Source organism: Streptomyces albofaciens JCM 4342, from assembly GCF_008634025.1.
Classification (GTDB): domain Bacteria; phylum Actinomycetota; class Actinomycetes; order Streptomycetales; family Streptomycetaceae; genus Streptomyces; species Streptomyces albofaciens.
Map to the genome: position 1 here is coordinate 2,191,698 of NZ_PDCM01000001.1, position 13,481 is coordinate 2,205,178.

The following is a 13,481-nucleotide window of genomic DNA, read 5'->3' on the forward strand; positions in this document are numbered from 1 at the left end:
CCCGGTGATTACCTGGCAGCAGCTGCGGGACTTCAAGGCCCAGGAATACAAGGACGCAGCCGACGGCTGGGGAGAGGTCAGCAGCCGCGCGAGAGCCGCCAAGGACAGGGTCGACAACGAGATGCTCGCGAAGCTCCGTGACACCCAGTCCGGTGACACGGCCCGTGACGCGCTCGGCGACCTGGAGCGGCTGAGCCGCAACTTTCAGTACATCCATGCCGAGTGCGGTCTGGTCCGTACCGCGCTGAACGGCTTCGCTTCGGAACTCGCCGGCCCGCAGAGGAAGCTCAAGAGCGCTTTGGATGAGGCGCAGCAGCTTGGCTTCACAGTGAATCCGAACGGCTCGGTCCAGTACCCGGCTTCGGTCCCCTTCGCCGCTGAGACGAGTGGTACTGCAACGCCTGGTGCCCCCATCCCGTTCCTCCCCGGCAAGGCAGAGGGGGGCACCAACCTCAACAAGGGCAGAGCAGAGGACATCGCCGAGCGCATCGCCGCTGCGGTGCGTGATGCGGTCGAGGTGGACTGGCGCTATCGGTCGGTCTTGGCCAAACTCAAGGCGGCCCGGGGGCTGAAGGTCGACGATGCTGTCTGGGCCGACGCAGGTCAGGACCTCAAGGATGTGCGGAAGGCCGCAGGCGGCTACCTCAAAGAGGGCGATATCCCCAAGGGCAAGTCGCCCGCTGACAACAAGAAGTGGTGGGAGAGCCTCAATCAGGAACAGCGCGACGAGTACACCGCGCTTTACCCGGCGAGTGTAGGACGGTTGGACGGTCTCCCGTCCACAGTGCGCGACGAGGCGAACCGCATTGTACTAGCGGAGACGCATGGCACCACGCAGCTGCAGTTGAACAACTGGCTGGAGAAGGAGCCCCAGCGGTATCGACCCTACATCAGCCCCTACGGGGGATACCAGGTGAAGGGTGCGATGGTTGAAACTGAGGAGTGGAAGAAGTGGAACGAGAAGAAGGAGGAACTTAAGGGTCGCCTCACAGGTATGGAGGATGTTCAGAAGCGCTTCGAAGTCTCCGGTGGACGCCCACCGGCATATCTGCTTGGATTCGACAACAACAACCTGGGCCACGCCATCGTGTCGATAGGGAACCCGGACACTGCGGACAATGTGGTGACGTTCGTACCCGGGACAGGTGCCAAGCTGAGTTCTGTCCTCGATAATATTGAAAGGGCTGAGTCGCTACAGCAGAAGGCGGAAATCGTCGATCCCGCGCACAAGACGGCGTCGATTCTCTGGCAAGGCTACGACGCCCCACAGGATATCGTCGGCGACGCGATGGATCCGAAGTTCGCCGACGAAGCGCGAGGGCCCCTGAGGAACTTCCTCACCGGGATTGAAACGGCCCATGGCGGAAACGTGAATTCGACGGTCCTGGGACACAGCTACGGAACACTCGTCGCCGGGGAGACCATGCGTGATAACCCCGATCTGCCAGTGGACAATGCCATCCTTGTGGGCAGTCCCGGCGTAGGCGTGGACCATGCGAAGGACCTGAACATTCCGCCTGATCGCGTGTGGGCAGCTACTGCAAAGAACGACCTCATCAATCTCGCTCCGCCGCAGGCCGGGGAACTGTCGATCCTGAATCCTATGGCGTACAAGCGTCTCTTCGACGACCATTCGATCCTCTATGGAACCGACCCTACAACGGACGACTTTGGTGGACGCACGTTCAAGGTGCCGGACGGCAAGGCCCCTGGGGCGGACGGCTTCATGCCTGCTCACTCGCAGTATTGGGATAACGAGCCTCTCAAGGAGTTGGCCAAAATTGTGACCGGAAGGCAAGGGCGCTCGTGAACCTGCGCAGAGTGGCTTCAGCTATCGCATTGCTGGCCGTGTCAGTTGCAATGGCGGCATGCAGTACACAGAAGGACGGTCCTATGGGTAATGAGGCGACGCTTAAGCAAATCAGGATGAGCGAGCGGCACGCGATCGATCGCGCAGAGGAAATCATCCACCAGGCGGTCGATGGTATGTCACCCAAACCGATTTTGAAGCCTGTTGGGAACCGGACTGGCCCCTGTATCGCTTGGGATGACAACCGTCCTGACGATCGCGTGCAGGTCCACCGTTCATACCAGCTGACGGGAGTCCCTGGGGCCGAAGCCAAGAAGCTCGTGCGACAGGCTAGGGACGCGTGGGTGAAGCAGGGGTACAGGTTCACGTCCGCAACAGCAGACGGGGACTGGGCCGACCCTTTCCCTTCCGTGAACATGCGTAGCAAGCCGGACGACTTCTCGGTAGAGGCCCTCACGGGCGTCGTGGACCGCAAGACGGGCGATGGCCTTGCCGCCATCACGGTGACCTCGCCGTGCTTCCTGGACGTGGGGTCCGGAAAGTCCTCCACAACCCCGTCCGCGCTGCGCTCCACCCACAACGACGAGCGCGCCGAACGCCAGGTTTTGGCCCACTCCAGCCGTATCTACGACGCCCTCCGCGCCCCGCATGCCCCAGAGCAGGACGATCGGCCCCGCACGGTCCAGGACGCCGACGGCACGTGGCTCCACCATGCCTGGTCGACTGCACCGCTCACTGAGGACGAGACATTCCGGGCCATGAAGAGCGCTCAGGAGCATCTCGCGAGCGCGGGCTGGACCGTGCGCCATCTGAAGACGCGCGCCGGCTCCTCTTCGATAGTTGCGCGGCATGCCGACGATGACAGCATTGCCCAGATCGCTCCGTCATCCACCGGCGCTATCCGAGTCGCCGTGACCGTGCCGGCGGCAGCTGTGCTGCGCACTGACATGTGACAGTGCCCAAAGAGTTGGCTCGCCTCCACGTACCTGAGCTGTCCAATGAGACGGTTAGGGCGTGCCGCCGGGGCGCGTGGGGCCGACCGACTGATGAAGGAGGCGTGGCCACGGCGTTGCCAGAGGGCTCTTCGAGTTCGATGCGCGCCATGGACATGATGGAGGAGTCGTTCAGTTCTTGTCGGGAATCAGGCGGTTTGCTGGGCGAGCAGTAGCGCGAGCGGGCCGCCTTGGAGTAGGAAGCGGCCTTCGGGGGCGGCCTGGATCGCGTCGGGCAAGGGCCACCACATGAGTTTGAAGTTTTCTTCGCTTGGCGTGAACTGTTGGGGGCCGCAGGTGAGATCTTCCGCGAGGTAGAGGTGGATGCGGGCGGATGAGTGCAGGGCGATGGCGTAGGAGCCGAGGGGGCGCCAGTTGGTGGCGGTGACGCCGGCTTCCTCGCGCAGTTCGCGCCGCATGCATTGTTCCGGTGTCTCGCCGGGTTCCCGGCGCCCTCCGGGGACGGCCCCGACCGCCAGAAGACCGGCTGAGGTCGGTGTCACTCACGGCCGCTTTCAGGAGGTTGACGCGCCCGGTCGTACGGCGCGTCCATCAGCTCCAACAGCGGGCGCAGTCGGTCGATCTCGGCAAGGAGGTCGCCGACTGTGGTGTGTGTCTCCTCGATGGCGTGGGTGCCGTCCCGGGCGCACTGCTCGCCGAGTTCCCGGATTCGGGCTTCGCGGGCCGGGGGCAGCGGTTCGTCGGGGGCGGGCGGTAACCGGCGGTACCAGAGCATCCAGAGCCGTTCGGTCATGCCGCATTGTCTGCCGGGTGGGTGGGAGATCGCCATGGGGGCGGCGGTTTGCTCGGCTCTCCGGCGCTTGGCCTCGCCGCCCACGCGGGTCCGGCCGGGCGTCCGGCGAGGGGCGGCGTTGACCGGCGAGGTTGTCGGGCGGCGTGGACCGGTGACGTTCGTTGGTAGCGTTGACCGGCGGCGCGGGGCGGGGACGGGAAGTGGAAGGATGGCTTCCATGAGTTCCAACGTATTTTTCGATATCACCATCGACGACGCCCCGGCGGGGCGCATCGTTTTCAAGCTGTACGACGACGTCGTGCCCAAGACGGCCCGCAACTTCCGCGAGCTGGCCACCGGCGAGCACGGCTTCGGTTACGCGGGGTCGCCCTTCCACCGGGTCATCCCCGAGTTCATGCTCCAGGGCGGTGACTTCACCCGCCGTAACGGCACCGGTGGCAAGAGCATCTACGGCGACCGCTTCCCGGACGAGAACTTCGAGCTGAAGCACGACCGCCCGTTCCTGCTGTCGATGGCGAACGCCGGCCGCAACACCAACGGCTCCCAGTTCTTCATCACGACGGTCGAGACCCCCTGGCTGGACGGCGCGCACGTCGTCTTCGGCGAGGTCGTCGAGGGTACGGAGCTGGTGAAGCGGATCGAGGGGCTGGGGTCCCGTTCCGGTGCCACCTCCGCGAAGATCGAGGTGGCGTCCTCGGGCGTCGTGGACGCCGCGTAACGGGTCCGTAGCGTCAGACGGGCGAAGGCCCCCGGGACGGTGTCCCGGGGGCCTTCGCGTGCGCTCGCAGATCCGGCGGGCGGGGCCGGCTCAGGACTGCGGACGGCTGCCGTGGTTGGCACCGTTCTTACGGCGCGCCTTCTTCTTACGGCGTCGCTTCGACGACATGGCGTCTCCTCTCCGCGGGGGGCTTTGCTCCGTATTTCTACCATTTCATACCGGTGTCCTGCCCCGTGGTCCTGGGGCCGGATACCCGCCTCACGGATCACCACACGCCTCGTGAGACACATCACGGAGAACGAGGAGGGGGAAGGGAAGGGCACGGGAGGAGGAGGGGCTAAGGAGTGGTGGGGGTGGGTGAGCAGCGGTAGAGGGGTTCCGGGAGGGACGGGTCGGCGGGGGTGGCGGCGTACGCCTTCGGGTCGATCTTGGTGCAGGCCGAGCGGACCCAGGCGTTGATCTTCGCGGTCTCGGAGGCGGGGGCTCCGCCGCCGGCGGCCACGGCGGGGTTGAGGAGCGCGAAGCGCAGTTGGCCCGAGGCGACGAGGTGCCGGTACTCGGCGAGCGTGACCGAGGTGGCCATCCCGGCGAAGCCGCCGAGCGGCAGGATCGGCAGTCCGGTGTGGGTGATCGCCCGGGAGCGCGCCCAGCCGCCGTCGGCGGAGAGGGTGTACTTGGCGTTGCCGTTGTGCCGCCGGACGTAGTCGAGCAGGCGTTTCTGCGCGGCGGTCAGCGGGGCCTGCGACATGTCGTACGAGGCACCGCCCGCCCCGCCGTACACCGCGCTGCCCGGCGCGCCGCCGCCGGCGCTCTGGCCGCCCGGCCCCGCGTGCGCCTCGAACGACGAGCCCGCGTACCGCTCGTCCAGTACGGACAGTGACCAGGCCGCCGGGGCGGCGAACATCGCGAGGCAGGTGGCGGCCAGGCTCGTCACGGCGAGTGGCCGCAGGCGGCGGCCGGTGGCGCGGCCGTACGACAGGAGGCCCGGAACGGCGATGAGCGCCGCCGCCGCGATGAGCGGGACCAGCCAGGGGGCGAAATCCGGGTGGCCGGAGGCGACGAAGGACGCCCAGGCGGCCTCGGCCAGGAGGGTGAGGGGGAGGAGCAGGCGCGCGGGCCGGCCGGCGGCGGCGCGGTGGACGCGCCACAGGGTCACGGCTCCGGCGGCGGCGAGCGCCGCCAGGGCGGGGGCCAGTCCGGCGACGTACGCGGTGTGCGGGATGTCCACCACGCTCAGGACGACGGTCGTGGTGAGCAGCCAGGTGCCCCACATCAGATGGCCGCCGCGCAGCCGGTCCGTACGGGGGCGCCTGCGGCGCAGCAGCAGGCCGTGGACGAGACCGATCAGGGCGAGGGGGTAGAGCCAGCCGATCTGGGGGGTGAAACGGGAAGTCACCAGCTTGTACCAGGTGTTCTTCTCGCTGCCGAGGCTGACCATTTTGCGGTGGTGGGGTGAGGGGTTCGCGGGGCCGGTGGTGGGGTTCTTGGCGGGACCGGTGGCGGGGCCCGTGGTGGGGCCGGTGGGGGGCTTATTGGTGCCGCTGGTCGGGGTGTTGGCGGCTCCGGTGGTGGCGCTCTTTCCGTCGGCGCCGGCAGGCCCACCTGGCTTCCCGGCCCCACTTGGTCCCCCGGCCCCACCCGGTCCCCCGGGCCCACCCGGACCCCCGGGCCCGCTCTCCGCAGGTCGGCTGAAGCCGTTGTACTCGAAGACCATCGACCAGGCGCTGTTGTTCGTCGAGCCGTCCGCGTACGGGCGTACGTCCTTCGGCGTGAACGTCATCAGCAGCACCCAGGAGAGGGACACCGCGAACAGCACCACCCCTGAGGTCAGCAGATGGCCGATACGGGTGCGCAGGGTGACGGGGGCGGTGACGAGGTAGCCGATGGCCAGGGCGGGGACGATGAGCCAGGCCTGCATCATCTTGGCCTGGAAGGCCACCCCGACCCATACGCCCGCCCACACCAGCGAGCGCAACCGGGCGCCGCCGACCGCCACTTGGTACCGGTCGACGGCCAGCAGCAGGCACATGAACAGGGCCGCGTCGGGGATCGCGTGGCCGAACATGGAGGCGGTCACGGGGGTGAGGGTGAGCAGTCCGGCTGCCAGGAGGCCGGTCGCGGGGCCCTGCCAGCGGCGTACGACGCGGTACATGACCAGGACGGACACGACGCCCTCGACGCACTGCGGCAGTGTCAGCGCCCAGTCGTGGAAGCCGAAGAGGCGGGCGGAGAGGGCCTGCGGCCAGAGGAAGCCGCCGATCTTGTCGAGGGTGATCGTCGCCGCCGGGTCGTACGCCGTGAACAGGAAGGCCTTCCAGCTCTCGGTCATGCTGCGGGCGGCGACCGAGTAGTAGGGGGCCAGGCCGCTGGAGGCGATGTTCCATGCGTACAGCAGCCCGGCGAGGGCGGCCACGCCCAGCAACGCGGGCCGCGCCCAAAGTGGTTGGTCCTCGGGTGAGCGCCAGAACTCGTGGCGGCCGCGTGGCCGTCGCGCCCCGGCAGTACGTAACGGTGCGCGCCGGGCGGGGAACGGGAGCGTCCTGGTGCCGGGCGAGGCGGGAGAGGTGGGAGAGACAGAGGAGGTGGACGAAGCGGCGGAGGTACGGGAGGTGGAGAAAACGGGCAGGCTGAAGGGCGGTTTGGCGGCCATGGGGGAAGTCAGCTCTCGGATCGGTGCGGGGAGAGGAAGGGGAGGGGACGGGAGAGGCGGGAAAGGGAAAGGGGAGCGCCGGGGACGGGTCAGTTCTCCGGGTTGCTGAGCAGCAGCAGGTAATAGTCCATGTGCTTCTGGCAGAACGTGCGGAACGGCTCCATCAGCGGATCCGTGTGGTCGGTCGCCTCCTTTCCGAAACGCTGCTGTATGGCGTCCCGCTGCTCCTTGTAAAGGACGGCCATCAGCTCGCCGCACAGTGCGACGTTCGACGTCATGTTCTGCACCCGTACGACACGGAATCCGGATTCCTCGATCTCGCCGAGCAGCGTCGTGAAGGTGGTGGGCGGCGGGGAGGCCCACAGCCGGGTGAAGGCGTCCACCTCCTCCTTGGCGGGCGTGCCGCGCCGGGCGAATTCGGTCAGCAGCAGGTGGCCGCCTGGGCGCAGGACACGCCGCGCCTCGCGCAGGCCGGCGGGCCGGTCCGACAGGTGCGGGAAGCAGTCGATCGACCAGGCCGCGTCGAACGAGTGGTCCGCGAAGCCGAGCCGCATCGCGTCGCCGTACGCGAAGTCCACCCGCCCGGCCAGCCCGGCGGTCCTCAGCCGCTCCTCGCAACGGGCGAGCTGGACCTTGCTGACGGTGATACCGGTGACCCGGCCGCCGGTGCGCTGCGCGAGCCGGATCGCCGGGCCGCCGGTGCCGCAGCCGATGTCGAGCAGGCGGGCGTCCGGGGGCAGGCCGCCGCCGGTCAGCACGTCGGCGAGGAACTCGGTCTGCCGGTCCTGGGCGAGGTCGGAGAGTTCGAGGAGGGAGGTGACGGGGGTGCGCTCGCCGTGCGGTACGTACATGCCGACGTGCAGGGCGCTGCCGCCGAGCACCATGGCGAGCAGGTCGCCGAACCGGTCGTACATGGCGCCGACTTCTTCGGGAGCCGGTGCGGGGGCGCCGCTCGTGCCGTTGTCAGCCACTGTCATGGAAGTCCCCTCGGCGGCGGATGGTCGGACAGGGAATCAGAAGGACGCAAGCACCCGGTGTGCACCGAGTGCACTTCTGCTCCCTGGACGCTAGCACCGGAAAGCACGGAACGGGCGTCCTCCATTCCGCAAGGAAAGGAACCGGACAGGTAATTCAAGATCGGTGGGAGTAAGGCCCGTTCGCACGATGGTGATCGGCGGTGCGGCGTCGATGAGTTTCCCATGAGAAGAGCATGAAAAGGGTGAGAAGAAAGCCCGGGGGATATCGCGCTCTGCATAATCTGTGCGTGAATGGTCGAGCCGTCCCCGGAAACGAGAGTTCCCGGGGAGCAACCCCCGTGTGCGGTGCCTGCCGTCCGGAGGGCGGGGCGACGGCCCGTCCCTCCGGACGGCGTGTGCGCGGGCACGGCCCGGGAGCGCCCGGGCGGGTCGGTTCGACCGCGTCTCGCGGATCAGCTCGACTGCGCCTCGTCGTAGAGGTTTTCGGCGTCGTCACCGAAGTACGGCCCGAACATCCTGTTGGGCAGGAAGGTGTAGCCGAAGCTGTTCACCGAGGACTGCAGGCCCGCGCCGGTGGCCTCGTCGAACTGGGTGAACCAGGGGCCGCCGCTGGAGCCGCCGGTCATGTTGCAGGACATGCCGTGGTCCGTGGAGAACAGCGGGTCCTTGAACGTGTTGCCGCTGCAGTAGATCAGCTTGCTGCCGTCGTACGGCGCGGCGGCCGGATAGCCGAAGGCGTACATCGGCTTGTTGTAGCCGGTGTTGAAGGCCAGCCCCTGGCCGCCGACGGCGTCGGTCAGCCGCTGCCCGCCGACCGGCGCGACGACCGCGGCGCCCACGTCGTAATTGATGTCCTCGCTCGCCGTCCACTGCGGCGTGGCGAGGGTCTTGGACGCGGCCCACTTGCCGTACGGGGCCTGGCCGTCGTGGTAGCCGGGCACGAAGACCCAGTCGGTGTGCCAGGCGCCGTTCAGCTTCACACAGTGCCCGGCGGTCATCACCGTGCTCTTGTTCGCGCTGGTGACGGCGTTGCCCGAACAGGAGGCGGTACGGCCCTGGTACGTGAAGAACACGCGCCCCGCGGTGCTCGTCACGGCGCCGCCGCCGGTCCACGCGCCGCCCGCCTGCGGGAAGGACCTGGGTGCGGGGGCGGCCGTGCCGGTGCTGGGAAGGGTGGGGCGTACGGTGCGCTCGGGGCCGCGCCGTACGGACGGGGTGGCGGTGTCCGCAGCCTTGCCGGAGCCCTTCGGGGCGGCCTTGGTCCCGGCGGACAGCAGGTCGAGCGGGGTGGCCTCGCGCATCCGCTCCGCCGTCCAGTAGTCGGCCACGGCGGCCGGGGAGGCCGGGGAGGACGGCCGGGCCGAGGCATCCGACGGCGTACCGACCGCCCCGGCCGGGCCGGTCTGCAGAGCCGAGACGAGCAGGGCGCCGGCGGCGGTGAGGGCGCCGGCGACGGCACGGGACGCGCCGCGCCGACGGGCGCCGGAAAGGGTGCTGACGATTCGTCTCACGCGTGACTCCTTCTGCGGGGCCGCGTGGCGAACCGCGCGGCCGTCGACTACAGGCCGCGGGTTCCGCGGCCCGGCAGATGAGCGGTGCGGATGGACGTGCGTCAGGAAGAGTCCCACCGGACGCGCCGTCTGTCAGGAGCGCGTCGCGGGGAAGTCCGGAAGGCGGCCGGTGGCCGGCGGTGCCTCCGGCGGTGCGTCCGGCGGGGTGGCCGGTGGGCGTCCGCCGGCCCTCAGCCGCGGCCGATGTACGGCATGGCCGTCGCCATCACCGTCGCGAACTGCACGTTCGCGGTCAGCGGCAGCTGCGCCATGTGCAGGACGGTGCGGGCCGCGTCCGCCGCGTCCATCACCGGCTCGACCGCCGTGGTGCCGTCGGCCTGGAGGATTCCGGTCTGCATCCGGCCGGTCATCTCGGTCGCCGCGTTGCCGATGTCGAGCTGCCCGCAGGCGATGTCGTACGGGCGCCCGTCCAGCGACAGCGACTTGGTCAGGCCGGTCATCGCGTGCTTCGTGGCGGTGTACGCGATGGAGTGCGGGCGCGGCGCGTGCGCGGAGACCGAGCCGTTGTTGATGATGCGGCCGCCGCGCGGGCGCTGTTCCTTCATCGTGCGGAAGGCCGCCTGGGCGCAGAGGAACGCGCCGGTGAGGTTGGTGTCGACGACCGTGGACCAGTCGGCGTACGACAGCTCGTCGAGCGGCACCGGCGGGCCGAACGTACCGGCGTTGTTGAACAGCAGGTCCAGCCGGCCGAAGCGCTCGCGCACGGCGGTGAACAGGGCGTCCACCTGGTCGGGGCGGGTCACGTCGGCCGGTACGCACAGGGTGGCGGGTGCGGCGGCGGGCGCCTCGGGCCCGTCCACAGGGGGCACCGCCAGGCGGGCCGTCTCCTGGAGGGCTTCGGGGCGCCGTCCGGCGAGTGCCACGGACCAGCCGGCCCCGGCGAGCGCCAGCGCGACGGCGCGGCCGATGCCGGAACCGGCGCCGGTGATCAGAGCGATGGGGGCGGGGACGGTGCCTGGGGTGTCGGGTGTCGTCATGGCGGCAGGGTAGGGCGCGGGGCGTGCGGCCGAGGAGCCGCCGCCCGGCTCGGCCCGCCTGTACGGACCGTACGGCTCACCCGGCACGTACGGACCGCATGACTCACCCCCGCCCCTACGGACCGTACGGCCCCGCCCGTAGGAGCCGCCCGGCTCACCCCGCCCCCTGGAACCCCTTCAGCACCGCCGCCTTCGCCGTGGCGAACTCCTCGGCGGTCAGGATGCCGTCCTTGTGGAGTTCGCCCAGTTCGCGCAGCCGCCGCAGGAGGACATCGGCGTCTTCCCCGCCGCTGCCGCCGCCCGTACCGGCCGCTTTTTCCAGAACAGGGGTCACATCCGGTACGGCAGTCCCACCCGACGGATGCGCCAACCGCACCGCCACCGCCGCCGCGAGCAGCGCCGTCTGTCCGCTCTCCTTCTTGAAGCCCCACAGCTCGATGGCGTTCGGGTCGTACTCCGGCTTCAGCTTCGGCGTGTGGCCCTTGGGGTGGAAGCGGAGGTAGCCGGATTCCAGGCCGACGGCGGGGCGCCATTCCACACCCGCCAGGTCGGCGAGGGCGTAGGTGCGGGCGCCCGCCTGCTTCTTGCTCTCGGTGGTGTTCCAGCGCCATTCCAGGCGCACCGTCTCACCGTCGAAGGTCGTCGTGCCGTCCACGCCCGAGGCGGACAGCGGCACGGCGGGCCCCGGCAGCAGGTAGCGGTCGGCGGGCCCGGTGTCCACCTGGTCGAGCAGCAGGGCCTGGCGCACCTCGTCGGCGAAGTACTCGGCGACGCCGGTGCGGTCCGGGTCCACGGCGACCTGGTACGGGTTGGCGTCGTCCGGCAGGCCGCCGCCGGTGACGTACAGCAGCGGGTCGGCGCCGTCCCGCAGCCGCAGGCGCAACCGGCCGCCCTTGCGCGCCGGTTCGTACGCGATGCCGGCCAGGGCCGTGAGCGGTACGCGGATCTCGCCGAGGTCCTGCCGCAGCCGGTGCACGCCGCGCTCCCGGCCCGGCACGATCCGCACCTGATCGCCGTCGAAGGACCACGTGCCGTCGCGCCCCATCAGTTCAGCCATGTCCCGAATCCTACGGAGCGGCCGGGCGTACGGGGGACGGCAGGGCCCGTACGGTTCCGCGGGGATTGTCCGGTGGCGTCCGAACCGGGCGCAGAGATCACCGGTTTGTCATGTGTGCGTCGAGCGTGCGACAGCGGTACGCCGTCCTCCGCCCCTCCAATCGCTGGTGACAACACCGGTCCAGGGAGGGGCAGATGGCCCGTCAAGGTCAGTACGAGCAGGACGCGCGGCCCGCACAGGGGCCCCAGGGCGCACCGCACGGCCCGGAGGTGCGGGACGCCGCCGCACGGCTCGCCCGGCGCCGCTTCCTCACCGGCACCGGGGCCGCCGCCGCGCTGGCCTTCGCGGCCAACCTGCCCGGCACCGGCGTCGCGTACGCCGCGGCCGAGGCCGACGCCCGGAAGATCACCGAGAACCCCTTCACGCTCGGCGTGGCCTCCGGCGACCCGCTGCCCGGCTCCGTCGTGCTGTGGACCCGGCTGGCCCCGAAGCCGTACGAGCCGGGCAGCGGCATGCCCAAGGCGCGCGTCCAGGTGCGCTGGGAGGTCGCGTACGACGAGCGGTTCACGCGCCCGGCCGGGCGCGGGAAGGCCGACGCGCACCCGGAGTTCAACCACGCGGTGCACATCGAGGCCACCGGCCTGGCACCGGACCGCGTCTACTACTACCGCTTCCGGGCCGGCGACTGGATCAGCCCGGTCGGCCGGACCCGCACCGCCCCCGCGCGCGGCGCGAAGAACAACGAGCTGCGGCTGGGCGTCGTCTCCTGCCAGGCGTACCACGACGGCTACTACACCGCCCACCGGCACCTGGCCGCCGAGGACCTGGATGTGGTCTTCCACCTCGGCGACTACCTGTACGAGTACCCGGTGGACGCCGTGGGCGGCGCCCGCAAGTACACCGACCGCAAGCTGCCCGCGCGCTTCAACCGCGAGACGGTGACGCTGGAGGACTACCGGCTGCGGTACGCGCTCTACAAGTCCGACCCCGACCTCCAGGCCGCGCACGCCGCCCACCCGTTCATCGTCACCTGGGACGACCACGAGGTGGAGAACAACTACGCCGACGACGTCAGCGAGAACAACGACCCCAAGGGCGAGTTCCTGCTGCGCCGGGCCGCCGCCTACCGCGCGTACTGGGAGAACCAGCCGCTGCGCCGCCCGCAGCGGCCGCACGGCCCGGACGCCCAGCTCTACCGGCGTATGCACTTCGGACAGCTGGCCCAGTTCGACATCCTCGACACCCGTCAGTACCGCTCCGACCAGGCGTACGGCGACGGCTGGCGCACCCCGGGCCCCGAGTCCACCGACCCGAAGCGCACCCTGACCGGCGCGAAGCAGGAGCGCTGGCTGATCGACGGCTGGCGGTCGTCCTCCGCGCTGTGGAACGTGCTGCCGCAGCAGGTCACCTTCTCCGAGCGCCGCAACGCCACCGGCCCCGGCTACAAGCTCAGCATGGACTCCTGGGACGGCTACCCGGCCTCCCGCGAGCGGGTGCTGAAGGGGGCGGAGGCGGCCGGTGTGGACAACCTGGTCGTGCTGACCGGCGACGTGCACGTGCACTACGCCTTCGACGTGAAGCGGGACTTCGGGAACGAGAAGTCGCGCACCGTGGGCGTGGAGTTCGTGACCACCTCGATCGCGAGCGGTGAGGACGGCGCGGACAAGCCCGCCAACTGGGGCACGTACATGGCCGCCAACCCGCACATGAAGTTCTACAACGGCCGCCGCGGCTATGTGACCGTCACGCTGGACCGGGAGAAGGCGCGGGCCGACTTCCGGACGGTCTCGGCGGTGACGAAGCCGGGGGCGCCGGTGATCACGGCGGGGTCGTTCGTGTCCGAGGTGGGGGACCCGGGGCTCAAGCCGGCCTGATCTCCGTGAGGGCGATGTGCAGTCCTAGGTCCGCGGCCCCCCTCCCGCCCTCCCCGTATCCCCGCCCAAGGTCCTGGCCGAAAGGGCGCCGGAAGCCGTTC

The 13,481-nt window shown here is 69.8% G+C and carries 11 protein-coding genes and 1 pseudogene; 4 read left to right on the forward strand and 8 right to left on the reverse strand.

Translation table 11 applies throughout. The features are described 5' to 3' along the window. The first annotated feature begins 4 nt into the window (after window positions 1-4). Together CP973_RS09920 and CP973_RS09925 are read left to right on the forward strand one after the other, a co-directional pair. Window positions 5-1,810, forward strand: a complete 1,806-nt coding sequence (locus CP973_RS09920; RefSeq protein WP_150239407.1) for an alpha/beta hydrolase — start codon at window positions 5-7, stop codon at window positions 1,808-1,810. Window positions 1,811-1,926: 116 nt separating this feature from the next. Then, window positions 1,927-2,763, forward strand: a complete 837-nt coding sequence (locus tag CP973_RS09925) for a hypothetical protein (protein WP_244409361.1) — start codon at window positions 1,927-1,929, stop codon at window positions 2,761-2,763. Between the two features lie 188 nt (window positions 2,764-2,951). Here CP973_RS09925 and CP973_RS09930 read toward each other — a convergent pair. Together CP973_RS09930 and CP973_RS09935 are read right to left on the reverse strand one after the other, a co-directional pair. Further along, a pseudogene (locus CP973_RS09930) lies at window positions 2,952-3,266 on the reverse strand (NUDIX hydrolase); the annotation flags it as partial. Between the two features lie 35 nt (window positions 3,267-3,301). Beyond that, window positions 3,302-3,556 (reverse strand): hypothetical protein, encoded by a 255-nt coding sequence (locus CP973_RS09935; RefSeq protein ID WP_150239411.1) that lies wholly within the window; start codon window positions 3,554-3,556, stop codon window positions 3,302-3,304. Between the two features lie 217 nt (window positions 3,557-3,773). On the opposite strand from CP973_RS09935, the gene CP973_RS09940 reads away from it, so the two are divergent. Next, window positions 3,774-4,274: a peptidylprolyl isomerase gene (locus CP973_RS09940; RefSeq protein WP_150239413.1), complete on the forward strand. Its 501-nt coding sequence runs from the start codon at window positions 3,774-3,776 to the stop codon at window positions 4,272-4,274. Window positions 4,275-4,364: 90 nt separating this feature from the next. Here CP973_RS09940 and CP973_RS41750 read toward each other — a convergent pair whose 3' ends face one another. From CP973_RS41750 to CP973_RS09965, 6 genes are all read right to left on the reverse strand, one after another. Continuing rightward, window positions 4,365-4,442, reverse strand: a complete 78-nt coding sequence (locus CP973_RS41750; protein ID WP_370443954.1) for a 50S ribosomal protein bL37 — start codon at window positions 4,440-4,442, stop codon at window positions 4,365-4,367. Between the two features lie 169 nt (window positions 4,443-4,611). Then, window positions 4,612-6,687, reverse strand: a complete 2,076-nt coding sequence (locus CP973_RS40390; RefSeq protein ID WP_208853158.1) for an ArnT family glycosyltransferase — start codon at window positions 6,685-6,687, stop codon at window positions 4,612-4,614. A gap of 326 nt (window positions 6,688-7,013) precedes the next feature. Further along, window positions 7,014-7,901 (reverse strand): SAM-dependent methyltransferase, encoded by an 888-nt coding sequence (locus CP973_RS09950; protein WP_167538307.1) that lies wholly within the window; start codon window positions 7,899-7,901, stop codon window positions 7,014-7,016. 452 nt (window positions 7,902-8,353) lie between these two features. Beyond that, entirely contained in the window at window positions 8,354-9,412 is a 1,059-nt protein-coding gene (locus CP973_RS09955) for a trypsin-like serine peptidase (RefSeq protein WP_150239416.1), read from the reverse strand. 230 nt (window positions 9,413-9,642) lie between these two features. After that, window positions 9,643-10,449: an SDR family oxidoreductase gene (locus tag CP973_RS09960; protein ID WP_150239418.1), complete on the reverse strand. Its 807-nt coding sequence runs from the start codon at window positions 10,447-10,449 to the stop codon at window positions 9,643-9,645. 154 nt (window positions 10,450-10,603) lie between these two features. Then, window positions 10,604-11,506: a DUF4429 domain-containing protein gene (locus CP973_RS09965; protein WP_150239420.1), complete on the reverse strand. Its 903-nt coding sequence runs from the start codon at window positions 11,504-11,506 to the stop codon at window positions 10,604-10,606. 194 nt (window positions 11,507-11,700) lie between these two features. On the opposite strand from CP973_RS09965, the gene CP973_RS09970 reads away from it, so the two are divergent. Continuing rightward, window positions 11,701-13,380, forward strand: coding sequence for an alkaline phosphatase D family protein (locus CP973_RS09970; RefSeq protein WP_150239422.1), 1,680 nt, complete (start codon window positions 11,701-11,703; stop codon window positions 13,378-13,380). Window positions 13,381-13,481: the final 101 nt, after the last annotated feature.

Coding starts and splice junctions, on each gene's coding strand:
- CP973_RS09925 (WP_244409361.1), top strand. CDS start 1,927: ATGAGCGAGCGGCACGCGATCGATCGCGCAGAGGAAATCATCCACCAG.
- CP973_RS09935 (WP_150239411.1), bottom strand. CDS start 3,556: ATGACCGAACGGCTCTGGATGCTCTGGTACCGCCGGTTACCGCCCGCC.
- CP973_RS09940 (WP_150239413.1), top strand. CDS start 3,774: ATGAGTTCCAACGTATTTTTCGATATCACCATCGACGACGCCCCGGCG.
- CP973_RS41750 (WP_370443954.1), bottom strand. CDS start 4,442: ATGTCGTCGAAGCGACGCCGTAAGAAGAAGGCGCGCCGTAAGAACGGT.
- CP973_RS09950 (WP_167538307.1), bottom strand. CDS start 7,901: ATGACAGTGGCTGACAACGGCACGAGCGGCGCCCCCGCACCGGCTCCC.
- CP973_RS09960 (WP_150239418.1), bottom strand. CDS start 10,449: ATGACGACACCCGACACCCCAGGCACCGTCCCCGCCCCCATCGCTCTG.
- CP973_RS09965 (WP_150239420.1), bottom strand. CDS start 11,506: ATGGCTGAACTGATGGGGCGCGACGGCACGTGGTCCTTCGACGGCGAT.
- CP973_RS09970 (WP_150239422.1), top strand. CDS start 11,701: ATGGCCCGTCAAGGTCAGTACGAGCAGGACGCGCGGCCCGCACAGGGG.